Source organism: Actinomadura physcomitrii (assembly GCF_008923205.2).
GTDB classification, from domain to species: Bacteria; Actinomycetota; Actinomycetes; order Streptosporangiales; family Streptosporangiaceae; genus Spirillospora; species Spirillospora physcomitrii.
The window spans coordinates 147,476-173,848 of sequence record NZ_WBMS02000008.1; the positions used below are offsets into that span (position 1 = coordinate 147,476).

Sequence of the window (26,373 nt, forward strand, 5' to 3'; positions counted from 1 at the left end):
GACTTATCGTCGCTCTGACGACTAATGATGGCACATCATCGTCGCGCGGGCGGTGTGACGTAGGACGCACCGCTCCCCGGCGTTAAAGATGGGCGATACGCGGAATGGGTCTGTGCCGAGGTACGTTGTCCTACGGGAAGAGGCGTAAGTCGTCCTCGAGGACGAGCGACAGTCCGCCGCAGCCGCGGCGCAGCGAGACCCGGGAGCTGAACACATGACGGTTTCAGGCGAGACCACGCAGGAGACCACGCAGCAGGGCGTCATCCTCACCGACGCCGCCGCCGAGAAGGCCAGGGGCCTGCTCGAGCAGGAGGGCCGCGACGACCTTGCGCTGCGTGTCGCCGTGCAGCCGGGCGGCTGCTCCGGCCTGATCTACCAGCTCTTCTTCGACGAGCGGGAGATGGACGGAGACCAGGTCCAGGACTTCGGCGGGCTGAACGTGCGCGTCGACCGGATGAGCGCGCCCTACCTCACCGGCGCCACCATCGACTTCGTCGACACGATCGAGAAGCAGGGCTTCACGATCGACAACCCGAACGCGTCGGGCTCCTGCGCCTGCGGCGACTCCTTCAACTGACGGAGCACCGCCGGCCCGCGGGCCGGCGGAGGGGCGGCCGGGCGACACGTCCGGGCCGCCCCTTTCGCATGCCCGCACTGCCCCGCCGGGGTGCGCACCCGCCGCGTCATGTGGTCCGATGGGAAGTAGTCTTTCCGGGTTCACACAGCCGGTGACAAGCCGGACGACCGCGACGAGGAGAGCGACGCGTGCGCATCGCCGTGACCGGATCCATTGCGACCGACCATCTGATGACCTTCCCCGGAAGGTTCTCCGACCAGCTCCTGCCCGACCAGCTCGACAGGGTCTCGCTGTCCTTCCTGGTGGACGAGCTGGAGATCCGCCGCGGCGGCGTCGCCGCGAACATCTGCTTCGGGATGGGCAGCCTCGGCAAGGAGTCGATCCTCGTCGGGTCCGTCGGCGACGACTTCGCCGACTACCGCTCCTGGCTGGACCGGCACGGCGTCGACACCGCCTCCGTGCACGTGTCCGAGCTGCACCACACCGCCCGGTTCCTGTGCACCACCGACCAGGACCAGAACCAGATCGCGTCCTTCTACACCGGCGCGATGAGCGAGGCCCGCTCCATCGAGCTCGGCCCGGTCGCCGAGCGCGTCGGCGGCCTCGACCTCGTGCTGATCAGCGCGAACGACCCCGAGGCGATGCTCCGGCACACCGACGAGTGCCGCTCGCGCGGCATCGCGTTCGCCGCCGACCCGTCCCAGCAGCTCGCCCGGATGGACGGCGCGGACGTGCGCCGCCTCCTCGACGGGGCCGCGTACCTGTTCAGCAACGAGTACGAGAAGGCGCTGTTCGAGGAGAAGACCGGCTGGTCCGGCGAGGAGGTGCTGTCGCGGGTCGGCATCCGCGTCACCACCCTCGGCGCCAAGGGCGTCGTCATCGACCGGCAGGGGGAGGAGGGCCTGCACGTGCCCTGCGTCCCGGTGGAGAAGGTCGTGGACCCGACCGGCGTCGGCGACGCGTTCCGCTCCGGGTTCCTGTCGGCGACGGCGTGGGGCCTGCCGCTGGAGCGCGCCGCGCAGGTCGGCAGCACCGTCGCCGCGCACGCGCTGGAGGCCGCCGGCCCGCAGGAGTACACCCTCTCGCGGCGGGCGTTCCTCGACCGGCTCGCCTCCGCCTACGGCGCCGCCGCGGCCGCCGACGTCGAGCCGCACCTCGCCTGCCCCAACCCGTGACCGGCGCGCCGCGGGGGCCGGCGCGGGCCCCCGCGGCGAGGCGGCCGTCAGTACGTCCGGCGGATGTGGAAGCCCCAGCCGCCCTGCGGGAGCGTCTCCTCGCGGACGAAGTCCTGCGACTTCATCCGGCACCAGGCGGGCACGTCGGTGCGCGCGGCGGCGTCGTCGGCGAGGACCGCGATGACCTCGCCGACCGGGATCTCGCGGATCCGCTCCGCCAGCATGATGATCGGAATCGGGCACTTGCGGCCGAGCGCGTCGATGACCAGCGCCGGGGGAGGGCCGACGGGCTCGGCGGGGGGCGGGGCCGCCGGCGCGTTGGAGACTCCGCTCCTCGCGCGGCCTCGGAACCTCATGGGCGCGACCGCCTCCCTCTTTCGCCGGTACGGACTCGGTGTGGTGTTCTGCCGCGGGTGCCGGTCATGGGTCCAGCGCGTTCAGCGCCGTCCGGCGCAGCCGGGCCACGGTGCCGGGGAGGACGGTGAGGAACCGGTCGACATCGGCGGACGCGACGCCACGCGGCAGCGATACCCGCACGTTCCCATGGGTAATCACTCCCATCGCCTCGAGCACATGACTCGGACGCAGCGTATCGGCCGTGCACGAGCTGCCGGACGAAACGGCGAAACCCGCGCGGTCGAGTTCGGTCAGCAGCGCCTCGCCCTCCACGTACAGGCAGGAGAACGTCACGATGTGCGGGAGCCGGCGGGCCGGGTCGCCGACGACCTCGACGTCCGGCACGGCCGCGGGCACCCGCTCGCGGATCCGGTCGACGAGCCCCGCCAGCCGCGGCCCCTCGTCCCGCATGTCCGCGCGGAACGCCTCCAGCGCGGCGGCGGCCGCCACGACCGCCGGGACGTTCTCGAACCCGGGCACGCGGCGCGCCTCGCGCTCGTCGGCCGGCAGCGGGGAGCGCCACCGGGTGCCCTTGCGGACCGCGAGGACCCCGACGCCCGCGGGCCCGCCCCACTTGTGCGCGCTGCCGGCGAGCAGCGACCAGCCGCCCGGCACGTCCGCGCGGCCGAGCGACTGCGCGGCGTCGACGAACAGCGGCACGCCCGCCGCGCGGCACGCCTCGGCGACCTCCGTGACCGGCTGCACCGTCCCCACCTCGTGGTTCGCCGACTGCAGGCACGCCAGCGCGGTATCCGGACGCAGCGCCGCGGCGAACGCGGCCGGGTCGGCGCGCCCGGCCCGGTCGACCTCGACGACCGTGACCTCGCCGCCGTCCGCCTCGTGCAGCTCGGCGGCGTGCAGCACGCTGGAGTGCTCGACCGCGCTCACCACCAGGTGGCGCCCGGCCCGCCGGCGCGCCTGGAGCCCCCCGAGGACCGCCAGGTGCACCGCCTGGGTGCCCGACGACGTGAACGACACCTCGTCCGGGCGGGCGCCCAGGACGCCCGCGACGCGCGCGCGGGCCCGGTCCAGCAGCATGCGGGTGCTCCTCGCCCGCCCGTACAGCCTGGCGGGGTCGGCCCAGCCCGCGTCCAGCGCCTCCAGGAGCGCCGCCCGTGCCGCGGGATGCGGCGGCTCGGTGGAGGCGGCGTCGAAGTACCCGTCCGGCGCACTGGAGTCGGCCACGCCAGCACACTAACCGGGCACCCGATCGGGGGTTCGCGCGCCCCTAGCGCTAGGGTGTCCACCACACGTGTAACAACTGATCTCACCGCCCGGGTCGACCGGGCTTTCATCCGTGGGGAAGGCATTCCGTGAGTCCGACCCGCTCTGGGGAGCGGCGTACGCCTGTGCGCAGTCGCCGCGCAATCAAAAGCGCCGGCGCGCTAGGGCTGCTGGCGCTGTCCGCAACCGCGTGCAGCGGTGAGGCATCCCGCCTGGGCATGCCCGAGCCGATCGGCCCGCAGGCCGAGCGCATGCTGAAGCTCTGGCAGGGTTCCTGGATCGCGGCGTTCGCCGTCGGGGCCGTCGTCTGGGGCCTGATCATCTGGGCGGTGCTGTTCCACCGCAAGCGCTCCGACGACCTGCCGCCGCAGGTCCGCTACAACATGCCGATCGAGATCCTCTACACGGCGGTCCCGTTCGTCGTCATCGCGGTCCTGTTCTACTTCACGGCGCGCGACGAGAACTACGTCGAGAAGACCACCAAGAACCCGCCGGTGGTCGTCGACGTCACCGCGTTCCAGTGGAGCTGGCAGTTCGACTACAAGGAGAAGGACGCCGCCGGCAAGGAGCGGACCGTCGCGTCGGTCGTCGGCCAGCCGGTGAACCCGAACTCCTCCTCCGGCGCCAAGCCCGTGATGACGATCCCGGCCGGTGAGCAGGTGCGGGTGCGGCTGCACTCCAACGACGTCATCCACTCGTTCTGGGTCCCGGCGCTCCTCTACAAGAAGGACGTCATGCCGGGCTACGACAACGAGTTCGAGTTCAAGGCGACCAAGCTGGGAACCTACGAGGGCCGCTGCGCCGAGCTCTGCGGCGTCGACCACAGCCGGATGCTGTTCCAGCTGAAGGTCGTCACGCCGGCCCAGTACCAGAAGTTCATCGCCGATTCGAAGGCCGCCCTGGCCACGGGGGGTGCCCAGTGACCACGATCAGTCACGCACCGAGCGCGCCGGTCACCACGGTCCGGACGAGCAAGGGGCGCATCGTCGCCAACTGGCTGTCGTCCACCGACCACAAGGTGATCGGCTACCTCTACCTGATCACCTCGTTCGTGATGTTCCTGTTCGGCGGCATCCTCGCGCTGGTCATCCGCGCGGAGCTGTTCAAGCCGGGCCTGCAGATCGTGAGCAACGAGCAGTACAACCAGATGTTCACGATGCACGGCACGATCATGCTGCTGATGTTCGCGACGCCGCTCTTCGCGGGCTTCACCAACGTGATCATGCCGCTTCAGATCGGCGCGCCGGACGTCGCGTTCCCCCGGCTGAACATGCTGGCGTACTGGCTGTTCCTGTTCGGCAGCCTGATCGTCATCGCGGGCTTCCTGACCCCGGGCGGCGCGGCCAGCTTCGGCTGGTTCGCCTACGCCCCGCTGTCGGACGCGGTCCGCTCGCCGGGCGTCGGCGGTGACATGTGGGTGATGGGCCTCGCCATGTCGGGCTTCGGCACCATCATGGGCGCGGTCAACTTCATCACCACGATCCTGTGCATGCGCGCGCCGGGCATGACGATGTTCCGGATGCCGATCTTCACGTGGAACGTCCTGCTGACCTCCATCCTGGTCCTGCTGGCGTTCCCGGTCCTCGCCGCCGCGCTGCTGGCCCTGGAGGCCGACCGCAAGCTCGGCGCGCACATCTTCGACGCCTCGCATGGCGGCGCGCTGCTCTGGCAGCACCTGTTCTGGTTCTTCGGGCATCCGGAGGTCTACATCATCGCGTTGCCCTTCTTCGGCATCGTGACGGAGATCCTGCCGGTGTTCGCCCGCAAGCCCGTCTTCGGCTACATCGGCCTGGTCTTCGCGACCATCTCCATCGCGGGCCTGTCGATCACCGTGTGGGCGCACCACATGTTCGTCACCGGCCAGGTGCTGCTGCCGTTCTTCTCCTTCATGACGTTCCTCATCGCCGTGCCCACGGGGGTGAAGTTCTTCAACTGGGTCGGGACGATCTGGCGAGGACAGCTGACGTTCGAGTCGCCGATGCTGTGGTCGCTGGGCTTCCTGGTGACGTTCCTGTTCGGCGGCCTGACCGGCGTCATCCTGGCCTCCCCGCCGATGGACTTCCAGCTGTCGGACTCCTACTTCGTCGTGGCCCACTTCCACTACGTCGTGTTCGGCACCGTGGTGTTCGCGATGTTCGCGGGCTTCTACTTCTGGTGGCCGAAGTGGACCGGCAAGATGCTGAACGACCGGCTCGGCAAGCTGCACTTCTGGCTGCTGTTCATCGGCTTCCACGGCACCTTCCTCATCCAGCACTGGCTGGGCGCCGAGGGCATGCCGCGCCGGTACGCCGACTACGCCAAGGAGTTCGAGGGCCTGAACCAGGTGTCGTCGATCTTCGCCTTCATCCTGGCCGCGTCGATGCTGCCGTTCTTCTACAACGTGTACATCACATGGAAGAAGGGCAAGCGCGTCGAGGTCGACGACCCGTGGGGCTACGGCTCGTCGCTGGAGTGGGCCACCTCGTGCCCGCCGCCGCGGCACAACTTCAACTCGATCCCGAAGATCCGTTCCGAGCGGCCGGCGTTCGACCTGCACCACCCGCACGTGGGCGCGCAGGGCGAGCTCGCCGGGGCGAAGGAGTAGCCGATGCGCGTCCAGGCGTTCATGTTCTACGGTTGCGCGGTCTTCTTCCTCGCCACCGACACCGTGTACTGGCTCTGGTCGAACGACTGGACCGGCACGACGGCCCTCGCGCTCGCGGTCGGCCTCGCCGGGCTGATCGGGTTCTACATCCACTTCACCGTCCGGCGTCTCGAGCGGGCCAACGCGGGCCCGCTGTACGAGGACGACCCGCAGGGCGACATCGCCGACGCGGCCGGCGAGCTGGGCTTCTTCAGCCCGCACAGCTGGTGGCCGCTGTTCCTCGGCCTGTCGGCCGCGGCCGTCGCCCTCGGCGTCGTGTTCGGCTGGTGGCTGGTGATCCTCGGCGCGTGCGCCGCGATCCTGACCTCGATCGGGCTGGTGTTCGAGTACTACCGGGGTCATTTCGCCCACTGATCAGTAAAAGAACCCCAAGGGGGGCGGTATCCGCAAATTCGCGGGTACCGCCCCTTTCACATACTGGACGTCGTCCCAGCAAATAGGGCTGGCCAGGCGAATCACTCGTCCAGGTGGGAAACGACCGGGGGGTCCACGTGCGGGTGGGTGACTCAGGACCGAAGAACCGGGGAAGGCGGGCCGCCGCCGTGCTCGCGGGCGCGGGCATGGTGGCGGGCGTCGCGGGGTGCTCCGGACAGCAGGCGGTGACCGGGCGGGACGCGGTCTCGCTCGCGGTGTCGCCGGGCGGGGGCGGCGCGGCACTGCCGCCCGACAGCCCGATCGACGTGCGGGCGAAGACCGGCAGGATCGCGAACGTCACGGTGACGACGGCGAAGGGCGCACCCGTCGAAGGCGATCTGAACGCCGATCGGACGCAGTGGCGGTCGCGCTGGTCGCTCGCGCCGGGCCAGGCCTACACGGTCGACGCGACGGCCATCGGCGAGGACGGCAAGACGCGCACCGTCCGCAGCGGCTTCACCGTCGCGACCGTGCGCAAGAGGTTCGGCGTCACCGTCGACGCGCCCTTCGACAAGGAGACCGTCGGCGTCGGCATCCCGATCGTCATGCGGTTCGACCAGGCGGTGAAGGACCGCGCGGCGGTCGAGCGGGCGCTGGAGGTGCGCTCCGACAAGCCCGTCGAGGGCGCCTGGCACTGGTTCAACGACCAGGAGGTCGTGTTCCGGCCCAAGGAGTTCTGGCCGGCGCACACCAAGGCCTCGCTCGTCGCCCACCTCAGCGGCGTGAACAACGGCAAGGGCATGTACGGCGGCAAGGACTACGCCGTGAACTTCACCGTCGGCGACTCGCACGTCTCGACGGCCGGCGAGGACACCCACAAGATGGTCGTGAAGATCAACGGGCGGAAGGTCCGGACGATCCCGACCAGCATGGGCCGCGGCGGCCAGGAGAAGTACACCACGACCAACGGCGTCCACCTCGCCATGCAGAAGGACGACCCGGTCACCATGACCTCCGAGTGGGAGGGCTGCGGCCCCGGCTGCGCCGGCTACTACAGCCTCACCGTGGACAAGGCGGTGAAGATCTCCGACAGCGGCGAGTACGTGCACAGCGCGCCGTGGTCGGTGGGATCCCAGGGCAGCGACAACGTCAGCCACGGCTGCATCAACGTCAGCCCGTCCAACGCCGCGTGGTTCTACAAGCTGGCGCAGCGCGGCGACGTCGTCACCGTGACCGGCACCAGCCGGGAGCTGGCTCCGGACAACGGCTGGGGCTTCTGGCAGATGGGCTGGAGCAACTGGGTGAAGGGCAGCGCGCTGAAGCGCTCGGTGTCGACGGCCCCGCACATGGACGCCGCGACCCTCTCCGCCCAATCCGCCAACGAGGCCCAACAACCCCGCGCCAGCCATAACTAGTGCAGTGGGGGTGGGGGCTGGACGTCGTGCATCTTGGACCAGTTGCGGGCCATGGCTATGCGGTCGGGGCCGGACGGGTGGGTCATCCACAGCAGGTACTCGGCCGGGTTCGGGCTCGGGTCGTCGATGTTGCGGACGGACAGCTCGTGCTGCATCGCCACGAACGTGGACGGGTCGCGGGTGAGGTCCAGGGCGTGCGCGTCGGCGCGGGCCTCGATGCGGCGGCTGACGAGGTTCTGCACGGGGGCGGCGAGCTGCGTCCCGGCGGCGACCAGCGCGAGGACGAGCGCGATGGTGCGGGGGTCGGCGGGGCCGGTGCTCCGCGCGGTGCGGGCGGCGGGGACGTCCGGGTCGACGCCGGCGCGGCGCAGCAGCCGCGGCGAGGTCGTCAGCAGGTAGAGCAGGCACAGGCCGCCGGCCACGCCGAGCGCGCCGACGAGGGTGCCCCATAGCACGTCGTCGCGCTTGGCGTGGCCGAGCTCGTGCCCGACGATCGACTCGATCTGCGGGCGCGGCGACTTCAGCAGCGTGTCGTACAGGACGATGCGGCGCGTCGAGCCGAACCCGGACACGTAGGCGTTCAGCGAGGTCGTCCGGCGGGACGCGTCGGCGACGAGGACGTCCTTGACGGGCACGCCGTCGCGTTTCGCCATGGCGAGCAGGTCGGTGCGCAGCGGCCCGGCGGGCAGCGAGTGGAACTTGTTGAAGACCGGCTCGACCACGACGGGGTAGATGAACGACACGGCGACGACGAGCACGAAGCCGCCCGCGGCGGCGCCCGTCCACCAGTGGCGCGGGAAGCGGCGGACGACCGCGTACAGCAGGAGCAGCGCGATCGTGTAGATGACCCAGGTGACGCCGAGGGACTTGAGCTGGTCGACGGCCCATGCGGGCCAGCTCTGGGTGGACAGCCCGTAGCGGCGCAGGACCGACTCGCTCCAGATGTCGAACGGGAGGCCGATGACGCGCAGCAGCGTGGTGAGCGCGACGGCGGCGGCGATGACGCGCAGGGGGCGGCGGCGGACGCGCGCGGTCGTCCAGCCGATGAGGCGGGCGCCGAGCGGGGTGAAGCCGAGGACCAGGATCACGGCGAGGCCGACGGCGAGCCCGCAGTAGGCGGGCGGGTTGATCGCGCCGTCGAACGCCTTGGCGCGGGCGATCTCGCGCGGGGTGAAGTCGAGGGACGGGTCGGCGTGCACGTGCCCGCCGGGGACGCGGCCGGGCAGCGGGTTCCACGGGGTGGTGAGGGCGAGGACGGCGGCGACGCCGGCGAACAGCACGGCGGCCGTTACGGCGGCGGCGCGGCGCGGTCCCCGCATCCGGCCGGCGGCCGCGGGGCCGTCCGGGCCGGGGGCCGGGCCGTCCTGGCGGCCGGGGGGTTCGGCGACCGACGGCTCGCCGCCGTCTCCCTCGCTCATGTGAGCTCCTTCTTCAGGTAGTCGCGCCACTGCGCGACGAAGCGGTCGCGGCTGAGGCCGAGCACGGAGCGCAGCGCGGCGGTCTCGGAGGTCCGCCCGGCGGCCCGGTACAGCCGGACGAGCGTCGCCTCACCGTACCGGCCGGCGACCATCCGGCAGGCGAGCCAGGCCTCCTGGTAGGCCTGGGAGAGGTGGTCGGAGGAGCCGGCGAAGTCGGCGGCGGACGGCGGCGCGGACGGCGCCGGGCCCGAGCGCAGCTCGCGGCGCAGCTCGCTGGCGGCCGACCGGACGCTCACCTTCGCGTGCTTGTAGCCGACGTAGTCCGCGAAGCCCTCGATGAGCCACAGGGGAGTGGTGCGGTCGGTGGCGCCGCCGGTGGCGACGTGGGTCAGCTCGTGGGTGAGCACGACCGTGCGGCCGAGCTCGTTGAGCCGGCCGAAGGTGCCGGGGGAGACGATGACGCGGTCCTCGCCGCGGCCGCCGCCGGCGGACGGCGCGACGGTGGCGAGCGCGGCGATCTGGCCGAGGCTCTCGTCCGGCCCGGCGAGGGAGGCGGCGAGCCGCTCGTCGGCGGGGACCAGCGCGACGACCCGCTGCGCCCAGCCCTTCCCGACGACCCCGGTGACGACCGGGACCGCGGCGTCGAGGCGTTTCGCGATGCCGTCCAGCCCGCCGCCGTCGCCGATGACGAGGCTGGAGCGGCCCCGGACGACGCTCAGCGGCCCGGCGTCCCAGATCTCGGCGTCGTCGCGGTAGCCGAGGGCGGAGCCGTCGCCGACGACGGTCCAGGCGCCGGAGCGGGGCGCGAAGGTGAGGTGGCGGGCGCGGGCGACGTCGCCGCGGTCGAAGCCGCGCAGCCGGTACCGGGTCTCCACGCGGACGACGGCGGCGCCGCCCTCCGCGTTCGCCGACTCGGTGCCCGCGAAGCGCTCCGTCCAGCCGTCCAGGGGCAGCCTGCGGAGGTTGTCGTAGAGGCGGGCCTGCGCGTCCTGGAACGCGGCGGGCGCCGAGGAGACCGTGGCGAGGAACGCGGTCCGGTCGCCGGCGGCGACGGCGCGGGACCGGTTCGCGAGGACGGTGCGCGCGGTGTCCGGATCGAACGGCGCGGAGGGGCGGGCGGTGCGGGCCGCGGCCCGGGAGCCGCCGGACCGGGCGCCGAGGATTCCGGCGCCGCCGGCGGCCAGCAGCGCGGCGCCGCCCGCGCCGAGGGCGAGCGCCCTGCGCCGCGTCACGGCGGCGGGCCGCGCCAGCGGGCCGTCCGGGGGGACGGGACCGCCCCGCCGAGCGTCAGGGACGTCTTGTCCCTCGTCCTCGGCGGGGCCGTCCTGCGGGCCGTCCTCCATGCGCGAGATCCTATTGAGCCTTCCGTGGAAGCCGTGCCATCGGCGCCGTGTCGCCGTCCTGCGTCACGAGGCGTAGTCGGGGTAGCCGTAGCCGACCACGCTGTCGGTCGAACGCTCCCTGACCTGGACGGAGTTCCCGGTGTTGCCCTCGACGGTCTGGATGGTGCCGTCGCCGTTGTCCTTGATGACCATCCCGACGTGCTGGATGTCGTCGTCGGACTTGCCGCCGCTCCAGGAGAAGAAGACGATCGCGCCGGGCTTCGGCGTGTCGCCCCAGCGTCCGTTGTCCTGGAACCACTGGGCGTGCGCGACGGTCCAGGCGTCGCTGCCGATCTGATCGGTGAAGCCGAGCTTGTCGCCGACCCAGGAGATGAACATGTCGCACCATTCGGCGTCGCTGTACTCCTGGACGGACCCGCCGTCGCGGGCGACGGTCTCCTTGGCGCGCTCGGTGCCCTCGTACCAGTCGCCGAACTTGGTGTCGCCGTTGCCGTCGGGGGTCGCGCCGACCTGGGAGCGGGCGAGCTCGATGGCCGCCTCGGCGGTGGGACGGGACTTCTTGGAACGTTCCTTCGGGGCGGCGGCCTTCGGCGCGCTCTTCGCGGCCCGGCGGGGGGCGCTCTTTTCCGGCGCATGGTCCCGGGCGGCCCGCTCCTGCGGTGCGCGGGCGACGGCCTGGCCGGCCGAGGCGGCGGGCTCGGCGGGCCCGGGGCCGCCGAACGGCAGGACCGACGCCTGCGCGGTCGCCACGGCGGTGCCGAGGACGGCGGCGCCGACGAGCACGCCGCCGGTGGTGCGCCAGGCGGCGGCGCGGCCGTGCTTGCGGTGCCGGCCTCCCGAAGGGGCCCCGGCGGCGGCCGGTGCCGCCTTCGCGCCGGGGGCGCCGGTGACGACCTGGGCGGCGATCACCTTGGTGGCGGGGACGGTCCTCGGCGCGGGAGGCGCCTCGGGAGCGGAGGCCCGGCGGATGGGGGTGACGGGAGTCGTGCTGCTGGTGGGGCTTGCCTTGCGATGCTTGCCTGCCACGGGGGGATCTCCTTGGCTTCCATGCCGCCTACCGGGTTAGCTGACGGGTTCGGGCGTGGAAGCCGCCCTACGGCCTGCGGGCAGGCCGATTCACCCCAGGGGGACATGCGTGGGTCCCCGGCTCCGCCACCGGCCTCGCGGGCACGGCGGCGGACTCGGCGGTGGCGCGCCCGGGGGCGGGCGCGCCGGTTCGGTCGGGGGTCCTCTCGGGAAGGGGCGCCGCTGCGGCGCCCGCGGAGAGGTGAAGAAAGGGGCGGGCGCGGCCGTGCGCTCGGCGGACGACCGCGCCCGGAGAGATTGATGCCGTTCGGCTAGGAGGCCCGTACGGGCCCGTCATCCGGCCGCGGCGGGGCGTTCTGCTGAGGGTAGGTGGACAGTGTTCACTCCTTCTTCCAGACGCCTACCGGGTTAGCTGTCGGGTTCGGGCGTGGAAGTGGCCCTACGGCGGCTCTCACTGGTCGTGCCGGAAGAGCGAGCCGATTCACCCCGGTACCGGAATGTCCGTCCGGAACTACTCCGGACTCCGGTGAAGGTGGGTCCCCGGTTCCGCGCCGGGCGGCGCGGATTCGGCGCTGCCGCTGCGATCCTGAGGGCTTCATGGGGCCCGTGCGCGGGACCCTGTGTCCCGCGTGCGAAAGAGCGGCGCTGATGTTGTGATGGCGGCGGTCCCTTGTCCGGGGGACCGCCCGGGCCGGAGCCCTGCGTGGTCCAGCGTGGCGCGCTCTCAGCGCCATGCACGCTGTCGGCGTGCGCACGGTGGGCCGGGCCGGCCGGGTCTCGAGGAGACCGGTGCGGCACGCTCTCCCGGTGCCGCGGGGCGACGCGTGGATCGTGCCGCCCTGGGGGACGACACGTGGGGCGCGCCGCCCGGTCCGCGGCCGCCGATGCGCGCCGCGGGGGGCCGCGGCGTCTGGAGGGCGCCGCGTGACCAGTGCGCCTGGAGGGCGCCTGGGTGGTGACAAGGTACCAAAGCCCCATCAGAAGGCAAACCCCCCCAAAATCAACAACGGACCAGGTCAGCCCTGGTCCGTTGTCGCTGGAAGGTGCGAACGGGCCCGCACGGCGGGCCCGTTCACATGATCGTCAGGGGCGTCCCACGCCGTACAGGTTGGACCTGTAGTAGCCCGACAAGGAGGCGATCTGGACGACCGTCCCGGTGTGCGGCGCGTGAATGAACTGGTTGTTGCCGACGTACATGCCGACGTGCGAAAGGCCGCTGAAGAACACCAAATCGCCGGGCTGGATGTTGCTGAGCGACACGTGCTTGACCGCCGCCCACTGCGAGGTCGTGGTGCGGGTGATGTTGACGCCAGCCGCGGCCCACGACTTCATGGTGAGCCCGGAGCAGTCCCAGGAGTCCGGACCGGTCGCCCCGTAGTGGTAGGGCTCCCTCAGCTGGGCGTAGGCGAAGTTGAGCGCCGTCCGGGCCGAGCCGCTGGCCGGGCCGTTGTAGGTGCCGCCCGTCCCGCCCGAACCGCCGCTGGAGGCGCCGCCGGTCTGCTGGACCAGCTTCTTCTGCTCCTTGACCTTCTTGTCGAGGTCCTTCTTGGCCTTGGCGAGCTCGTCGTGCTTGGTCTTGACGTCGTTGTAGGCGCTCTGCGCCTGCGCCTGCTCGCGGCGCAGCCGCTGCGCCGTCGCCAGGAACTGGGTGAGCTGGGAGCTGCGCTGCTCGGAGAGCTGGGTGAAGACCGCGGCCTGGTCCAGGACGGCCTGCGGGTCGCCGCTGCCGACGAACCCGGTGACGTCCGTGGAGTCGCCGTTCTTGTAGGCGTCCGCGGCCATCTGGGCGATGGCCGAGCGCTGCTTGTCGAAGGAGGCCTGCTCCTCCGTCGACGCCTTCTTGGCGGCGGCCAGCTTCTTCTGGGCGACCTTCAGCTTCTCGGTGTTCTGGTTGTACTCCTCGACCTTCTTGTCCATCAGCTCGTTGAGCTGGTCGAGCTTCTTCTGCGCCTGCGCGTGCGTGGGCTTCGGCTTGGCGTGCGCCACCACGGGCGGGAACGCGAAGGTGGCGGACGCCGCCAAGCATGCGGCGACCGCCAGGCGGCGGGTGACCCCTATCCCCGTCGAGCCGGCTCTCCGGTCGCGCGAGCGCGCTGGTTCCCCGATGAGATCGTTGGTCACGGTCCGATTCGCCCCTCTCGTCCACTACGTCAGCGGACGACATTAGCGATGGGCCACAACCGTCACAACTAATTCGTCACTATCTGATTGACTTCGGCCTAATTTGCCCACATTCCGTGATGGCAAGATCACGCAGTGCATGATCAAGGCCATGGAATACGGAGAATCTCACGAAATGTCGGAGTCTTGTGGCGGGTCATGACCGGCCCAGCCTCCGCAGCAGCAGCGTGGACGGGCAGGGCCGCGCGTTCGCGCGCCGCGCCGCGTCCGCCACCTCCCGGTCGGACGACACCACCACCACCGCCCTGCCGTCCGGCTCCGCCCGCACCAGCTCGCCGATCAGCTCGTCCGCCGTCTGCCCCGGCCGGCTGAACAGCACCCGCACCCCGCGCGGCGCCGAGATCGCGACCGGCGCGTCCAGCTCCGCGCCGTCGAACACGCACGTCACCTCGGCGCGCGTCTGCGCCGCGAGCCCGCCGAGCCCCGACAGCAGCCGCGTCCGCTGGTCCGACAGCGGCAGCTCCCCGTAGCCCGTCTTCGTCACGTTGTAGCCGTCCACCAGCAGGTGCACCTGCGGCAGCGTCAGCAGCCGGTCCAGCAACTGCGGGTCGCTGTCCGACAGCGCCCGCCCCGGCAGCGCCCGGTGCGCCAGCCGGTCCGGCTCCAGCGCGCCCACCGCGTCCGCGGGACGCGCGATCGTCGACGGCAGCGCCAGCTCCCGCCGCACCCCCTGCGCCGCGTCCACCAGCGCGTCCAGCAGCAGCCGCAGCCGCATGTCGTCGACGTTGCGGCCCTCCCGCGCCGCCCGCTTGGCCGTCTCTGCCGCCGCCTCCGCCTGCGCCGCCCGCGACCGCAGCCTGCGCAGCTCCTTGTCGGCCGCCGCCGACGACTCCCGCGCCGCCGCCAGCTCCCGGTCCGTCTCCGCCGCCAGCGTCTCCGCGCGCTCCTGCGCCGCCCGGTACCGCGTCCGCGCGTCGTGCAGCTTGCGGCGCAGCTCGGCGACCTCCGCCTTGGTGTCGCGCAGCTCCGCGCGCAGCTTGTCGACCTCCGCCGCCCGCGCCGCCCGCGCCGCCGCCAGCTCCTCCTTCAGCGCCGCGACGCGCCGCTCGGCGGCCTCCTCCTCCGACGCCGTCGCCGAGCGCTCCAGCTCCGCCCGCGCCGCCTCGACCAGCTCCGTCCAGCCGTCCGGACGCAGCAGGTAGGCCACCACCGCCACCCGCACCGGGTCCGCCGCCGGCGGCACGTTCCCGCCCTCGACCGCCTCGACCAGGTCCGGCTGCGCCTCCCGCAGCGGCTCGGCCACCCGGCCCCGGAACTCAGCGTCCTTCTCCAGCACCGCCGCGATGTGCTGCCCGGCCAGCTTCGCCCGCTTGCGCCGCTCGAACCGCGCGAACCGGCGCAGCGGCACCGGCACCTCGTCCGGCGGCAGCACGCCGATCAGCTCGGCGGCGGCCTCCACCACGCCCGACCGGACGGCCTCCGGCAGCGGCCCTGCCAGTCGCCGTACGGGCTCCGGGCCGCCGGGGCTCGCTTCGGGGCCGCTGTCGATGATCCCGCTCCTTCCGGGCCGCGCCGCCGGTGCGCTGTCTCTTCCCGAGCACCACGCACCCTAATCAGCGCGAACGTGGGATCGGACGGAACGCGCCCTGCCCGCGGGAGCGCATGCTCCCCCGAACCGTCCCCCGCGGCCCCCGCCCGGCGGGACGTGCCGGCGCGCCCCCAACCCTAGCGGCACGGACTTCTGTCGGTGGCGTCCTCTACGGTCGCCGGCATGACGGCTGCGCACGAGGTCCAGGGGCGGAACCGGGCAGTTCAGGGCACTCTGGACGACCTCGGCACCCCCCTGGCGGAGGTCACCTTCGTGGTGGTCGACCTGGAGACCACGGGCGGATCCGCGGCCGACTCGGCCATCACCGAGATCGGCGCGGTCAAGGTGCGCGGCGGGGTGGAGCTCGGCGAGCTCGGCACCCTGGTCGACCCCGGCGGCCCCGTCCCCCCGTTCATCACCGCGCTGACCGGCATCACCACCGCGATGGTCACCGCCGCCCCCCGGATGGACGCGGTGCTCCCCGCGTTCCTGGAGTTCGCCCGCGGCTGCGTGCTCGTCGCCCACAACGCCCCGTTCGACATCGGCTTCCTCAAGGCCGCCTGCGCCGCGCAGGGGTACGCCTGGCCCGCGTTCCCCGTCGTCGACACCGTCGACCTCGCCCGCCGCGTCCTCGGCAAGGACGAGGTCCCCAACTGCAAGCTCGGCACCCTCGCCCGGTTCTTCCGCACCCGCACCGAGCCGACGCACCGCGCGCTCGCCGACGCCCGCGCCACCGTCGAGGTCCTGCACGGCCTCATCGAGCGGCTCGGCTCGTTCGGCGTCACCTCCCTGGAGGAGCTGCGCGGCTTCGCCAAGGCGCCCACCCCCGAGCAGCGCCGCAAGCGCCACCTCGCCGACGGCGTGCCGAGCGCCCCGGGCGTCTACCTGTTCGAGGACGCCGGCGGCGAGATCCTCTACGTCGGCAAGAGCGGCGACCTGCGCTCCCGCGTGCGCAGCTACTTCACCGGCTCGGAGACCCGCCGGCGCGTCCGCGAGATGGTCGGCCTCGCCGAACGCGTCCGCACCATCGTCTGCGCCACCGGCCTGGAGGCCGAGGTCCGCGAGCTGCGGCTCATCGCCGAGCACAAGCCCCGCTACAACCGCCGCTCCAAGTTCCCCGAGCGCGCCATCTGGCTGAAGCTGACCGCCGAGCCGTTCCCCCGGCTGTCGATCGTCCGGGAATGCCGCGCCGACGGCGCCCGCTACCTCGGCCCCATCTCCTCCCGGCGGCAGGCCGAGGAGGCCCGCGCCGCGCTGCACGAGGCCGTCCCGCTGCGCCAGTGCACCCAGCGGCTCACCGTCCGGCTCGTCGAACGCGGCCGCGCCCGCAGCTGCGCGCTCGCCGACCTCGGCCGCTGCGGCGCGCCCTGCGACGGCCGCGAGTCGCAGGGCGCCTACGCCGTGCACGCCGAGACCGCCCGCGCGATCATGGAAGGGGACGTGCGGCCCGTCGTGGCCGCCGCGCAGGTCCGCATCGACCGGCTCGCGTCCGAGCTGCGCTACGAGGAGGCCGCCGCGCAGCGCGACCGGCTCGCCGCGTTCGTCCGCGCCGCCGCCCGCGGCCAGCGCCTCGCCGCGCTCGCCCGGCTGCCCGAACTCGTCGCCGCGCGGCCCGGCTTCGACGGCGGCTGGGAGCTGTCCGTCGTCCGGTACGGCCGGCTCGCCGCGGCGGGAACGGTCCCGCCGCGCGCCCACCCCCGCCCCTACGTCGACGCGCTCATCGCCACCGCCGAGACCGTCTTCCCGCCGTCGGGCGGCGCGCCCGGCGGCGTCGCGCTCGGCGCGCCGCCGTCGTCCGGCGCCACCGCCGAGGAGATGGAGTGCGTGCTGCGCTGGCTCGACCTGCCGGGCGTCCGGCTCGTCGAGCTCGACGGCGCCTGGACGTGCCCCGCGCACGGCGCCGAGGGCCTGCGACGGTGGATCGACAACGCCTACGTGAGCCCCGACCCCGAAGCCCGCCAGGGCAGGCGCTGAGCGGGCGGGCCGCCCACTAAGGTGACGATGGACACCCGCGCCCGGAGAGGACGACGACCCCGCATGGCCCTGCCTCTCTACGACAGCCAGCCCGCGCGGCGCGTCCCCTGGATGACGTACCTGCTGATCGCGGTGAACGTCGTGGTGTTCCTGATGACGCCGATGTCCAACTTCGCCACCTGGTACGGCAAGGGCTCCGTCCGCGAGTGCAGGGTCGCCGAGTTCACCTACGAGTACGGCGCCGTCCCCAAGGAGCTCACCACCGGTGACCAGCAGCCGCTCCCGACCGACATCACCGGAGAGTGCGGCCCGGCCGAGTTCCACAAGGCTCCCTGGACGTCGGCGTTCACCTCGATGTTCCTGCACTCGGGCGCGATGCACCTGCTCGGCAACCTGGTCTTCCTGTTCGTCGTCGGGATGGGCGTCGAGGACCGCCTCGGACGATGGCGCTTCCTGCTCAGCTACCTCGCGTTCGGGCTCATCGCCGTCTACGGCTTCGCCTGGACCTCGCCCGACGCGACGGTCCCGCTCATCGGCGCGTCCGGCGCGATCGCCGGGGTGATGGGCGCCTACGTGATCCTCAACCCGCGCGGCCGGGTGGTCAGTTACGTCCCGCCGATCATCGTCCTGCGGCTGCCCGTCTGGGTGGTGCTCGGCTACTGGTTCATCCTGCAGTGGCTGTCGCTCGGCGACGAGGAGAGCAGCGTCGCCTACACCGCGCACATCTACGGTTTCTCCGCCGGCGTGCTGTTCGCGCTGCTGGCCCGCCGTGCGGGCCGCACCCGCCGCATCGCGGCCCTCAGCCGGACCTGAGTAAAGTCGGGGGCGTCCGAACCCAGGGGAGGAGCCCAGTGGTCACAGCGATCGTGTTCGTCAAGGCCGACGTCGCGCGCATCCACGAGGTGGCCGAGACGATCGCCGCGCTGGACGGGGTCAGCGAGGTCTACTCGGTCACCGGCGAGCACGACCTGATGGCGATGGTCCGCGTCCGCCGCCACGACGAGCTCAACGACGTGATCCCCGGCCGGGTCAACAAGGTCCCCGGCGTGCTCGGCACCGAGACCCACATCGCGTTCCGCACCTACTCCAAGCACGACCTCGACGCCGCCTTCGCCCTCGGCCTCCCCGACGCGGACTAGAGACTACGCCGCGGTGATCAGGGTCAGGGAGAGGTCGCCGCAGGGGTGGGCGGTGTGGCCGGGGCGGCCCCGGTAGACGGCGCCCGGCGGCCACGTGGCGGTGTTGGACGCCATGACGCGGCCCGGGGCGTTCACCACGAACGCGGGCGCGGGGATCTCGCGCAGCACCGGGACGATCTCGTGCTCGAAGGTGCGGGCGAACACGTCCGCGGCGGCGACGCCGGCGAACTCCCCGCCGACGCGGACCGGGGCCGACAGCGTGAGCACGTACTCGTCGCTGCACAGGTAGTCGACGTAGGGGCCGCAGACGGTCTTCTCGGCGCCGCCCTCCGGGCCGGTGAACCAGTCCCAGGCCGTGTAGTCGTAGAGGGCGCTGCTCTCGGGGTTCAGGTCGCGCAGCAGCCGGGACGGGCCGGCCGGGCCGGTCTGCCACCACTCCAGGTACCAGGCGGCGTCGGCGAGCAGGCGGGGCGCGGCGATGAAGCCCAGGCCGCACACCAGCGGGCCGAGCCGGGGGAGCAGCACCGGGCGCAGGGCGGCGAGGTCGGCGCTGGCCGGGGCGCGGCCGGCGTCGCGCACGTCCCGCAGCAGCCGCGCCGAGGCGTCGCGGACCTCGGCGACCGTGCCGAAGACGGCGTCGAGCGTCGCGTGCACGCGGTCCGCCGCCGCACCGGCGGACGGTGGCTCGGGGAGCATGGGGGTCCACCTCGGGTCAGAGGGCGAGCCGTCGGTCAAGCAGACGTTCTACCGCATTCGCGACGTGACTTTCAGCGACATCCCGGGCCCGGTCCTCATCGCCCTGCTCGACGGCGTCGACGATCCGGGCGTGCTGGGCGTGCACGGCCCGGCGGGCGTCCGGCCGGTCGTGCACGGCCCAGATGAGCGGCCCGATGTCGGCCTGCAGCCGGATCTCCTCGCGGGTGAGCCGGACGGACTGGGACGCGGCGGCGATCTCCAGGTGCAGCCGGCCGTCGAGCCGGCACCTCCGGTCCGCGGCGTCCGGGCGGGCCATCTCGGCGAGGGAGCGGCGGAGCCGGTCGACGTCGCCGGGCAGCGAGCGGCGGGCGGCGAGCCGGGCGGCGGCGCCGGCGATGGCGGCGTAGTGGTCGCCGAGGTCGCGCAGCTCCTCGGCGGACAGCGGACGGAGCCGCTCGTCGAGGTCGAAGGGGCGGGCGGGGGCGCGGACGAAGCTGCCGCCGCCGCGGCCGCGCCGGGTCTCGATGAGGCCCTGCTGACGCAAGGCCATGAGTGCTTCGCGTAGAGTGACGGTCGATATCCCGAGATGTCCGGCGAGTTCGGTCTCGCTGGGCAGCTGCTCCCCGTCGTCGAGGAGGCCGAGCGCGATGGCGTCGCCGATCCGCCGCACGACGGCGGCGACCCGCGCGGTGTTGTCGACCGGGGCGAACACGACGAGGCGCGCGCCGTCCGCACCGTCCATGGGCCCCCTCTCCCCGCGCTGACTCAGTGATACCGGATCGTCACTTGAACTGAAACCTATGACTCCATATGTTTTCGGTCATGCCGGCTTCAGCGGTGAGGATCCGCGATCTGCGCAAGAGCTTCGGCGCCGTCGAGGCGGTGGCGGGCGTCGACCTCGACATCGGGGACGGCGAGTTCTTCTCGATGCTCGGCCCGTCCGGATCCGGCAAGACGACGGTGCTGCGGCTCATCGCGGGCTTCGAGCGGCCCACGTCCGGGACGGTCGAGCTGGCCGGCCGCGACGTGACGGGCCTCGCACCGTTCGACCGCGATGTCAACACCGTGTTCCAGGACTACGCGCTGTTCCCGCACCTGGACGTGCTGCGCAACGTCGAGTACGGGCTGAAGGTGCGGCGGGTGCCGAAGGCGAAGCGCCGCGAGCGGGCGCTGGAGGCGCTGCGCAGCGTCCGGCTCGACGGGTTCGGGGCGCGCCGCCCGAGTGAGCTGTCGGGCGGGCAGCGGCAGCGGGTCGCGCTGGCGCGCGCGCTGGTCAACGAGCCGAAGGTGCTGCTGCTGGACGAGCCGCTCGGCGCCCTGGACCTGAAGCTGCGCGAGGAGATGCAGGTCGAGCTGAAGGCGATCCAGCGGCGCGCCGGGATCACGTTCGTGTTCGTCACGCACGACCAGGAGGAGGCGCTGACCCTCAGCGACCGGATCGCGGTCCTGGACGGCGGCCGCGTCCAGCAGGTCGGCACGCCCGCCGAGGTGTACGAGCATCCGGCGACCGAGTTCGTGGCCGGTTTCGTCGGGACGACCAACCGGATCGGGGACGTCTGCGTGCGGCCGGAGAAGCTGCACGTGCGGATCCTCGGCGAGGACGGCACGGCGTTGGACGGCGAGGCGGGCGGCGAGGCGGGCGGGCCGGCGGGGGACCGGCACGCCGAGGGCACCGTCGCCGAGGTCGTCTACGCGGGCGCCGTCACGAGGTACGTGGTGGACCTGGAATCGGGGGACCGGGTGGTCGCGCTCCGGCAGAACCTCGCCGCGTCCCCAGCCGAGGCGACCCGCCACCGCGGCGCCCGCGTCCGGGTCGGCTGGCGGGCGGCGCACGAGTTCCGGGTCGCCGCCGCACCCAGCACAGAAACCTCCGCGAAAACCCCCAACTAAAGAGGAGTTCCTCATGTGGTCCACGCGCATGGCGCTCGCCGCCGCGGCGGCGCTGGCGATCGGACTGGCCGCCGCCGGCTGCGGCGGCGACTCGGGAGACAAGGCGACCGGGGCCGGGCAGGGCGGCTTCCGGGTGCCGAAGGTCCCGATGCAGAAGTCGCTCGGCAAGGGCGAGGGCCAGGTCAACCTGGTCGCCTGGGCCGGGTACGCCGAGGACGGCTCCAACGAGAAGACGGTCGACTGGGTCCACCCGTTCGAGAAGCAGACCGGCTGCAAGGTCAACACCAAGATCGCCGGCACGTCGGACGAGATGGTCGCGCTGATGAAGACCGGCCAGTACGACACGGTGTCGGCGTCCGGCGACGCGTCGCTGCGGCTCATCGCGTCCGGCAGCGTCGCGCCCGTCAACACCGCGCTCGTCCCGAACTACGCCGACATCTTCGCCGGCCTGAAGAACAAGCCGTGGAACTCGGTGAACGGCGTGCCCTACGGCGTCCCGCACGGCCGCGGCGCCAACCTCCTGATGTGGCGCACCGACAAGGTGAAGCAGGCGCCCGACTCGTGGGGCGCCGTGTTCGACCCCAACTCCCCCTACAAGGGGAAGGTCACCGCCTACGACTCGCCGATCTACATCGCGGACGCGGCGCTGTACCTGATGTCGTCGCGTCCCGAGCTCGGCATCAAGGACCCGTACGCGCTCGACCAGAAGCAGTTCGACGCGGCGGCCGCGCTGCTGAAGCAGCAGCGCGGCATCGTCGGCGAGTACTGGTCCGACTACACCAAGGCGGTCCAGTCGTTCAAGAGCGGCGACACGGTCCTCGGCACCACCTGGCAGGTCATCACGAACTACGTGCTGGACGCGAAGGCGCCGGTGAAGGCGATCGTGCCGAAGGAGGGCTCGACCGGCTGGTCGGACACCTGGATGATCGCCGCGAAGGCCAAGCACCCGAACTGCGCCTACCAGTGGATGAACTACATCGTGTCGCCGAAGGCGAACGCGCAGGTCGCCGAGTGGTTCGGTGAGGCCCCGGCGAACGCCAAGGCCTGCCAGGAGACCTCGGACGAGAAGTTCTGCGACACCTTCCACGCCACCGACGAGACCTACTTCTCCAAGGTGCACTTCTGGACGACCCCGATCGCGCAGTGCCTGGACGGCCGCAAGGACGTCAAGTGCGTCGACTACGCCAAGTGGACGCAGGCATGGACGGCGATCAAGGGATGACCGCGTCCCCGGCGGCGTCCACCGCCGGCGAGGCCGCCGACCGCCCGGCGCCGGGTCCCCGGCGCCGGGCGGCGGCGCTGCTGCACCGCCGGCCGGCGCTGCGGCTGTCGCTGCTGCTGTCGGCGCCGCTGGCCTGGCTGGTGGTCGCCTACCTCGGCGCGCTCGCCGCGATCTTCGTCACCGCGTTCTGGTCGACCGACACCTTCACCGGCGAGGTCGTCCGGCAGTTCACCCTCGCCAACTTCCAGGACCTGTGGCACGAGCCCGTCTACCGGACGATCGCGCTGCGCAGCCTCGGCGTCGCGGCGGCCGTCACCGCCGTCGACACCGCCATCGGGTTCCCGATGGCGCTGTACATGGCGAAGGTCGCGAAGCCCCGGTACCGGCCGTACCTCGTCATCGCGATCCTGGCCCCGCTGTGGGCGGCCTACCTCGTCAAGGCGTACGCGTGGCGGGTGATGCTGTCCAACGGCGGGCTCGTCGACGAGGCGCTCAAGCCGTTCGGGCTGTCCGGGCCCGGATACGGCCTCACCGCCACGATCATCGTGCTGGCCTACCTCTGGCTGCCCTACATGATCCTGCCCGTCTACACGGGCCTGGAGCGGCTCCCGGACTCGCTGCTGGACGCCTCCGGCGACCTCGGCGCCCGCCCGTGGCGCACCTTCCGCTCGGTCATGCTGCCGATGGTGTTCCCGTCCCTGGTCGCCGGGTCGATCTTCACCTTCTCGCTGTCGCTCGGCGACTACATCTCCGTCAAGATCGTCGGCGGCCGGAGCCAGCTGCTCGGCAACGTCGTCTACGACAACATCGGCGCCGCCAACAACCTGCCCTTCGCCGCGGCCGTCGCCACGATCCCCGTCGTGGTCATGCTCGGCTACCTCGCCGCGGCCCGCCGCACCGGCGCCCTCAGGGAGCTGTGATGACCCTCTCGCCCGCCGCGCGGACGGTCCTGCGCGTCGTCATGATCCTCGGGCTCGCGGTCGTCTACGTGCCGCTGCTCGTCGTGCTGATCAACTCCGTCAACGCCGACAGGACGTTCGGCTGGCCGCCGACCGACCTCACCGGACGCTGGTGGGCGCACGCCCTCGACAACCCCGGCGCCCGCCAGGCCGTCTGGACGAGCGTCAAGGCCGGCGTCGGCGCCACCGCCGCCGCGATGGTCCTCGGCACCATGGCCGCGTTCGCCGTCGCCCGGTACCGCTTCTTCGGCCGCGAGACCGTCTCGCTGGTCGTGGTGCTGCCGATCGCGCTGCCCGGCATCGTCACCGGCATCGCCCTCAGCAACGCCTTCCAGGTCGTCCTGGAGCCCCTCGGCATCGGCCTCGGCCTGTTCACCGTGATCGTCGGGCACGCGACGTTCTGCGTCGTCACCATCTACAACAACGTGCTGGCCCGGCTGCGCCGCACCGGCACCAGCCTGGAGGAGGCGTCCGCCGACCTCGGCGCCGACACCTTCCAGACCTTCTGGTACGTCACGCTGCCGAACCTGCGCTCCGCGCTGCTCGCCGGCGGCCTGCTGTCGTTCGCGCTGTCCTTCGACGAGATCATCGTGACCACGTTCACCGCCGGGCCCGGCTCCCAGACCCTGCCGATCTGGATCTTCGACAACCTGTTCCGCCCCAACCAGGCCCCGGTCGTCAACGTCCTCGCCGCCGCCCTGATCGTCCTGTCGATCATCCCGATCTACTTGGCCCAGAAACTGTCGGCCGGCGCCCGGAACGTCACCTGAGGCTCGTGGAGATCTCGATCCAGCGGTCGAGGAGGGTGGCGGCGGCGCCGGAGTCGACGGCTTCGGCGGCGCGGTCGCGGGCGGCGGCCAGGGTCGGGGTGAGCTCGTCGGCGGAGGGGGCGCCCTCGTAGGCGGTGATCAGCGCGGCCGCGTTCAGCAGGACCATGTCGCGGACGGGCCCCTGCCGCCCGGCGAACGTCTCCCGCGCCACGCGGGCGTTGAAGGCCGCGTCGGCGCCGCGCAGGTCCTCCGGGCGCGCCGGGGGGATGCCGAGCGCGGACGGGTCGAACGTCGTCTGCGTCGCCGTCCCGTCGCGCACCACCCACACCGTCGAGGTGCCCGTGGTGGTCAGCTCGTCCAGGCCGTCGTCGCCGCGGAACACCAGCGACGAGCAGCCCCGCGCGGCGAACACGCCCGCGATCACGCCCGCCATCCGCGGATGGAACACCCCGACCGCCTGCGCGCCCGGCCGCGCCGGGTTCGTCAGCGGGCCGAGGAAGTTGAACACCGTGGGCGTGCCGAGCTCGCTGCGGGTGCGCGAGGCGTACCGCAGGGCCGGGTGGAACCGCGGCGCGAAGCAGAAGGTGATGCCGGTCTCCGCGACGACCGCCGCCGTCGCCTCCGGGGACAGGTCGATCGCGACGCCGAGGTGCTCCAGCAGGTCCGCGGCGCCGCACGACGACGACGCGGCCCGGTTGCCGTGCTTGACGACCCGGACGCCCGCCGCGGCCGCCACCACCGCCGCCATCGTCGAGATGTTCACCGTGTGGGCGCGGTCGCCGCCGGTGCCGACCAGGTCCGCGATGCGGCCCGGCACGCTCACCGGGGTGGCGTTGTCCATCATGCCGTCGGCGAGGCCGGACACTTCGGCGACCGTCTCGCCCTTGGCGCGCATCGCGACCGCGAACCCGGCGATCTGCGCGTCGGTGGCCTCCCCGGCCATGATCGTGTTCATCGCCCAGGCGGTCTCCTCGCTGGTCAGCGAGTCGCCGTCGAGCAGGGCGTTGAGCAGTGCGGGCCAGGTCGTGCGGGCGTCCATTCATCCCCCAGGTGCGGTGGGAGCCGAGGAGCGCGCCCGGACCCGGCCGGGGCGGCGCCCTGTCGCGGCGCGGAGCCTCCCCGGCGAAAGGGTCGTTACAGGGCCGGAAGGCGGTTCTCGAGACGCCATCGCATCAGGCCGGCGAGCTCCTTCGCCAGGGCCATCGGGTCGAGCGGCAGGCTCACCACGGCGTCGGCGCGCGACCAGGTCGCCAGCCAGCCGTCGTCGCGCCGCCCGATGATCGCCAGCACCGGCGGGCAGTCGTACACCTCGTCCTTGGCCTGCCGGCACACGCCGAGACCGCCCGCGGGCTGCGCCTCGCCGTCCACGACCAGGACGTCGATGCCGCCCTCGTCGAGCCGTGCCACCACGGCGGGCTGGGTCGCGCGCTCGACGAACTCCACCTGCGGAAGGTCGGCGGCGGGCCGGCGCCCGATCGCCATCCGGATCTGTGCGCGGGTGTTCGCGTCGTCGCTGTAGACGAGAACCTTCATCGGGCTCTCCGGGGCGGTGGTGCTCATGACACCGAAGGCTACCGGTTCGTCCCCGCGCGCACGAGATCCAGGTCGTGTTTCCCGGCCCGGATGATCTCCGGAGGCCCAGGTGCGCGCGGAGATCACCGGGGCTCGCGGGGCTTCGCCCCGGTCCGGGGGACGCAGCCGGGAACTCTAGGAGGGGGGTCATGCGTCACTCACGGGATGGGGGCGCAATAATGCTGCCCGTGACAGCATCCGCGATAGAGACAACACCTCACGCACGGGCGAACCGTCCCAATCTGGTCAGCGTGGGGACGATCGTTTGGCTGTCGTCCGAGCTGATGTTCTTCGCGGCGCTGTTCGCGATGTTCTTCACGATCCGCTCCGTGACGATCGGCCAGTCCGGGCACGACGCCTGGCCGGGCGCACCGCTGAATTTGCCGCTGTCGACGGCCAACACGACCGTGCTGGTGCTGTCGTCGGTGACCTGCCAGTGGGGCGTGTTCAAGGCCGAGGCCGGCAAGGTCGGCCGCGACGGCGGCCTGCTGAACGTCGCCCGCTGGGGACTGCGCGAGTGGTACGTCCTGTCGTTCCTGATGGGCCTGTACTTCGTGCTGGGCCAGGCGTACGAGTACCACAGCCTGGTCACCAAGGACGGCCTCACGTTCTCCTCGTCGGCCTACGGCTCGGTGTTCTACCTGGCCACCGGCTTCCACGGGCTGCACGTCATCGGCGGCCTGGTCGCGTTCCTGTTCGTCCTCGGCCGGACGTTCGCCGCGAAGCGATGGACGCACGAGCAGGCGACGAGCGCGATCGTCGTGTCCTACTACTGGCACTTCGTCGACGTGGTGTGGATCGGCCTGTTCTCGGTCGTCTACCTGCTCGACCACTGACCCGCTGACCACCCAGACGACATGACCCGAACGG

25 protein-coding genes and 2 riboswitches are annotated in these 26,373 nt (G+C 72.3%); of the genes, 14 read left to right on the top strand and 11 right to left on the bottom strand.

What is annotated here, in order from left to right:
• Positions 1 to 214: 214 nt before the first annotated feature.
• Positions 215 to 577, top strand: coding sequence for a HesB/IscA family protein (locus tag F8568_RS12525; RefSeq protein ID WP_151545200.1), 363 nt, complete (start codon positions 215 to 217; stop codon positions 575 to 577).
• Between the two features lie 188 nt (positions 578 to 765).
• A complete protein-coding gene (locus F8568_RS12530) occupies positions 766 to 1,752 on the top strand; it encodes a carbohydrate kinase family protein (protein WP_151593703.1) in 987 nt (328 codons plus the stop codon).
• A 47-nt stretch (positions 1,753 to 1,799) separates the two neighbouring features.
• On the opposite strand, the gene F8568_RS12535 is transcribed toward F8568_RS12530, so the two are convergent.
• A complete protein-coding gene (locus F8568_RS12535; RefSeq protein ID WP_151593704.1) occupies positions 1,800 to 2,108 on the bottom strand; it encodes a sulfurtransferase TusA family protein in 309 nt (102 codons plus the stop codon).
• A 64-nt stretch (positions 2,109 to 2,172) separates the two neighbouring features.
• Complete coding sequence (locus tag F8568_RS12540) at positions 2,173 to 3,333, bottom strand: cysteine desulfurase family protein (RefSeq protein WP_151593705.1); 1,161 nt, start codon at positions 3,331 to 3,333, stop codon at positions 2,173 to 2,175.
• Between the two features lie 164 nt (positions 3,334 to 3,497).
• On the opposite strand from F8568_RS12540, the gene ctaC reads away from it, so the two are divergent.
• The 4 genes from ctaC to F8568_RS12560 all read left to right on the top strand — a co-directional run bounded on the left by ctaC (position 3,498) and on the right by F8568_RS12560 (position 7,785).
• Complete coding sequence (gene ctaC, locus F8568_RS12545; RefSeq protein ID WP_151593706.1) at positions 3,498 to 4,295, top strand: aa3-type cytochrome oxidase subunit II; 798 nt, start codon at positions 3,498 to 3,500, stop codon at positions 4,293 to 4,295.
• Entirely contained in the window at positions 4,292 to 5,956 is a 1,665-nt protein-coding gene (ctaD, locus tag F8568_RS12550) for an aa3-type cytochrome oxidase subunit I (RefSeq protein WP_151593707.1), read from the top strand. Before ctaC ends, ctaD begins: the two co-directional genes overlap by 4 nt.
• 3 nt (positions 5,957 to 5,959) lie before the next feature.
• Positions 5,960 to 6,370, top strand: coding sequence for a cytochrome c oxidase subunit 4 (locus F8568_RS12555; RefSeq protein ID WP_151593708.1), 411 nt, complete (start codon positions 5,960 to 5,962; stop codon positions 6,368 to 6,370).
• 143 nt (positions 6,371 to 6,513) lie between these two features.
• The gene (locus F8568_RS12560) at positions 6,514 to 7,785 is read left to right on the top strand and encodes a L,D-transpeptidase (protein ID WP_328600841.1); all 1,272 of its coding nucleotides are present in this window, start codon (positions 6,514 to 6,516) and stop codon (positions 7,783 to 7,785) included.
• On the opposite strand, the gene F8568_RS12565 is transcribed toward F8568_RS12560, so the two are convergent.
• The 5 genes from F8568_RS12565 to F8568_RS12585 form a co-directional block, all read right to left on the bottom strand.
• On the bottom strand, positions 7,782 to 9,203 hold the full coding sequence (locus F8568_RS12565; RefSeq protein ID WP_236008683.1) for a M48 family metallopeptidase: 1,422 nt from the start codon (positions 9,201 to 9,203) through the stop codon (positions 7,782 to 7,784). The genes F8568_RS12560 and F8568_RS12565 overlap by 4 nt on opposite strands.
• The gene (locus F8568_RS12570) at positions 9,200 to 10,546 is read right to left on the bottom strand and encodes a basic secretory family protein (RefSeq protein WP_236008684.1); all 1,347 of its coding nucleotides are present in this window, start codon (positions 10,544 to 10,546) and stop codon (positions 9,200 to 9,202) included. Before F8568_RS12570 ends, F8568_RS12565 begins: the two co-directional genes overlap by 4 nt.
• 63 nt (positions 10,547 to 10,609) lie before the next feature.
• Positions 10,610 to 11,572, bottom strand: coding sequence for a CHAP domain-containing protein (locus tag F8568_RS49520; protein WP_328600842.1), 963 nt, complete (start codon positions 11,570 to 11,572; stop codon positions 10,610 to 10,612).
• Between the two features lie 28 nt (positions 11,573 to 11,600).
• Positions 11,601 to 11,710: riboswitch (cyclic di-AMP (ydaO/yuaA leader) on the bottom strand.
• 244 nt (positions 11,711 to 11,954) lie between these two features.
• A riboswitch (cyclic di-AMP (ydaO/yuaA leader) is annotated at positions 11,955 to 12,154 on the bottom strand.
• Between the two features lie 501 nt (positions 12,155 to 12,655).
• A complete protein-coding gene (locus F8568_RS12580) occupies positions 12,656 to 13,693 on the bottom strand; it encodes a C40 family peptidase (protein WP_328600843.1) in 1,038 nt (345 codons plus the stop codon).
• 196 nt (positions 13,694 to 13,889) lie between these two features.
• Entirely contained in the window at positions 13,890 to 15,152 is a 1,263-nt protein-coding gene (locus tag F8568_RS12585; RefSeq protein WP_328600844.1) for an NYN domain-containing protein, read from the bottom strand.
• Positions 15,153 to 15,464: 312 nt separating this feature from the next.
• On the opposite strand from F8568_RS12585, the gene F8568_RS12590 reads away from it, so the two are divergent.
• From F8568_RS12590 to F8568_RS12600, 3 genes are all read left to right on the top strand, one after another.
• Positions 15,465 to 17,255, top strand: a complete 1,791-nt coding sequence (locus tag F8568_RS12590) for a DEDD exonuclease domain-containing protein (RefSeq protein ID WP_151593710.1) — start codon at positions 15,465 to 15,467, stop codon at positions 17,253 to 17,255.
• Between the two features lie 63 nt (positions 17,256 to 17,318).
• A complete protein-coding gene (locus tag F8568_RS12595; protein ID WP_151593711.1) occupies positions 17,319 to 18,068 on the top strand; it encodes a rhomboid family intramembrane serine protease in 750 nt (249 codons plus the stop codon).
• 38 nt (positions 18,069 to 18,106) lie between these two features.
• Positions 18,107 to 18,394, top strand: coding sequence for an Lrp/AsnC family transcriptional regulator (locus F8568_RS12600; RefSeq protein ID WP_151593712.1), 288 nt, complete (start codon positions 18,107 to 18,109; stop codon positions 18,392 to 18,394).
• Positions 18,395 to 18,397: 3 nt separating this feature from the next.
• Here F8568_RS12600 and F8568_RS12605 read toward each other — a convergent pair whose 3' ends face one another.
• Positions 18,398 to 19,090, bottom strand: coding sequence for a cache domain-containing protein (locus F8568_RS12605; RefSeq protein ID WP_151593713.1), 693 nt, complete (start codon positions 19,088 to 19,090; stop codon positions 18,398 to 18,400).
• Positions 19,091 to 19,106: 16 nt separating this feature from the next.
• Positions 19,107 to 19,832, bottom strand: a complete 726-nt coding sequence (locus F8568_RS12610) for a FadR/GntR family transcriptional regulator (protein ID WP_151593714.1) — start codon at positions 19,830 to 19,832, stop codon at positions 19,107 to 19,109.
• Positions 19,833 to 19,912: 80 nt separating this feature from the next.
• On the opposite strand from F8568_RS12610, the gene F8568_RS12615 reads away from it, so the two are divergent.
• Genes F8568_RS12615 through F8568_RS12630 form a run of 4 tightly spaced genes read left to right on the top strand, consistent with a single transcriptional unit; the run spans position 19,913 to position 23,931 of the window.
• Complete coding sequence (locus F8568_RS12615) at positions 19,913 to 20,980, top strand: ABC transporter ATP-binding protein (RefSeq protein ID WP_151593715.1); 1,068 nt, start codon at positions 19,913 to 19,915, stop codon at positions 20,978 to 20,980.
• Positions 20,981 to 20,993: 13 nt separating this feature from the next.
• Positions 20,994 to 22,202, top strand: a complete 1,209-nt coding sequence (locus tag F8568_RS12620) for an ABC transporter substrate-binding protein (protein WP_202124845.1) — start codon at positions 20,994 to 20,996, stop codon at positions 22,200 to 22,202.
• The gene (locus tag F8568_RS12625) at positions 22,181 to 23,122 is read left to right on the top strand and encodes an ABC transporter permease (RefSeq protein WP_236008685.1); all 942 of its coding nucleotides are present in this window, start codon (positions 22,181 to 22,183) and stop codon (positions 23,120 to 23,122) included. Before F8568_RS12620 ends, F8568_RS12625 begins: the two co-directional genes overlap by 22 nt.
• Positions 23,122 to 23,931 carry an ABC transporter permease gene (locus F8568_RS12630; protein ID WP_151593716.1) on the top strand — a complete coding sequence of 270 codons (810 nt, stop codon included), beginning with the start codon at positions 23,122 to 23,124 and terminating at the stop codon, positions 23,929 to 23,931. The genes F8568_RS12625 and F8568_RS12630 overlap by 1 nt, the downstream gene beginning before the upstream one ends.
• Here the strand turns inward: F8568_RS12630 and trpD are convergent.
• Positions 23,924 to 24,970 (bottom strand): anthranilate phosphoribosyltransferase, encoded by a 1,047-nt coding sequence (gene trpD / locus F8568_RS12635; protein WP_151593717.1) that lies wholly within the window; start codon positions 24,968 to 24,970, stop codon positions 23,924 to 23,926. The genes F8568_RS12630 and trpD overlap by 8 nt on opposite strands.
• A 95-nt stretch (positions 24,971 to 25,065) precedes the next feature.
• Positions 25,066 to 25,491, bottom strand: coding sequence for a response regulator transcription factor (locus F8568_RS12640; RefSeq protein ID WP_151544428.1), 426 nt, complete (start codon positions 25,489 to 25,491; stop codon positions 25,066 to 25,068).
• A gap of 191 nt (positions 25,492 to 25,682) precedes the next feature.
• Between F8568_RS12640 and ctaE the strand changes: the two genes are divergently transcribed.
• Entirely contained in the window at positions 25,683 to 26,339 is a 657-nt protein-coding gene (gene ctaE, locus F8568_RS12645; protein ID WP_202124846.1) for an aa3-type cytochrome oxidase subunit III, read from the top strand.
• Positions 26,340 to 26,373: the final 34 nt, after the last annotated feature.

Excerpts from the sequence above, each read along its gene's own strand:
- F8568_RS12615 (WP_151593715.1), top strand. The coding sequence starts at position 19,913 with ATGCCGGCTTCAGCGGTGAGGATCCGCGATCTGCGCAAGAGCTTCGGC.
- F8568_RS12620 (WP_202124845.1), top strand. The coding sequence starts at position 20,994 with ATGTGGTCCACGCGCATGGCGCTCGCCGCCGCGGCGGCGCTGGCGATC.
- F8568_RS12525 (WP_151545200.1), top strand. The coding sequence starts at position 215 with ATGACGGTTTCAGGCGAGACCACGCAGGAGACCACGCAGCAGGGCGTC.
- F8568_RS12590 (WP_151593710.1), top strand. The coding sequence starts at position 15,465 with ATGACGGCTGCGCACGAGGTCCAGGGGCGGAACCGGGCAGTTCAGGGC.
- ctaE (WP_202124846.1), top strand. The coding sequence starts at position 25,683 with ATGCTGCCCGTGACAGCATCCGCGATAGAGACAACACCTCACGCACGG.
- F8568_RS12625 (WP_236008685.1), top strand. The coding sequence starts at position 22,181 with ATGGACGGCGATCAAGGGATGACCGCGTCCCCGGCGGCGTCCACCGCC.
- F8568_RS12595 (WP_151593711.1), top strand. The coding sequence starts at position 17,319 with ATGGCCCTGCCTCTCTACGACAGCCAGCCCGCGCGGCGCGTCCCCTGG.
- F8568_RS12605 (WP_151593713.1), bottom strand. The coding sequence starts at position 19,090 with ATGCTCCCCGAGCCACCGTCCGCCGGTGCGGCGGCGGACCGCGTGCAC.
- F8568_RS12535 (WP_151593704.1), bottom strand. The coding sequence starts at position 2,108 with ATGAGGTTCCGAGGCCGCGCGAGGAGCGGAGTCTCCAACGCGCCGGCG.
- F8568_RS12630 (WP_151593716.1), top strand. The coding sequence starts at position 23,122 with ATGACCCTCTCGCCCGCCGCGCGGACGGTCCTGCGCGTCGTCATGATC.
- F8568_RS12610 (WP_151593714.1), bottom strand. The coding sequence starts at position 19,832 with ATGGACGGTGCGGACGGCGCGCGCCTCGTCGTGTTCGCCCCGGTCGAC.
- F8568_RS12640 (WP_151544428.1), bottom strand. The coding sequence starts at position 25,491 with ATGAGCACCACCGCCCCGGAGAGCCCGATGAAGGTTCTCGTCTACAGC.
- F8568_RS12565 (WP_236008683.1), bottom strand. The coding sequence starts at position 9,203 with ATGAGCGAGGGAGACGGCGGCGAGCCGTCGGTCGCCGAACCCCCCGGC.
- F8568_RS12555 (WP_151593708.1), top strand. The coding sequence starts at position 5,960 with ATGCGCGTCCAGGCGTTCATGTTCTACGGTTGCGCGGTCTTCTTCCTC.
- trpD (WP_151593717.1), bottom strand. The coding sequence starts at position 24,970 with ATGGACGCCCGCACGACCTGGCCCGCACTGCTCAACGCCCTGCTCGAC.
- F8568_RS12570 (WP_236008684.1), bottom strand. The coding sequence starts at position 10,546 with ATGGAGGACGGCCCGCAGGACGGCCCCGCCGAGGACGAGGGACAAGAC.